Annotated in this window: 1 pseudogene; it reads right to left on the minus strand. The window is 66.0% G+C overall.

Annotated elements, in window-relative coordinates:
• A pseudogene (locus tag IF89_RS0137350) lies at positions 1-212 on the minus strand (IS630 family transposase); the annotation flags it as partial.

Genomic DNA, 212 nt, shown 5'->3' on the forward strand with positions numbered 1-212 from the left:
GAGGCGGATGGTGGTGAGCCAGTCGTGCTCGGCCTCATACCGCTTCAGCCCGGCGGCCGGGTGGGTGTTGAGATTGTCCCAAATCACCACGATGGGTCCGCCGAGCTGGATATGGGCCCTCACCAGCAGGTCGCGGTAGTCCTGCCAGGAGAAGCCCTTGCGGGCGCCCTTGGGCAGGAGATGGTTGCGGGGCCGGTAGATGAGACGGCTCT

Source organism: Streptomyces sp. NRRL F-2664, assembly GCF_000719345.1.
Lineage (GTDB): Bacteria > Actinomycetota > Actinomycetes > Streptomycetales > Streptomycetaceae > Streptomyces.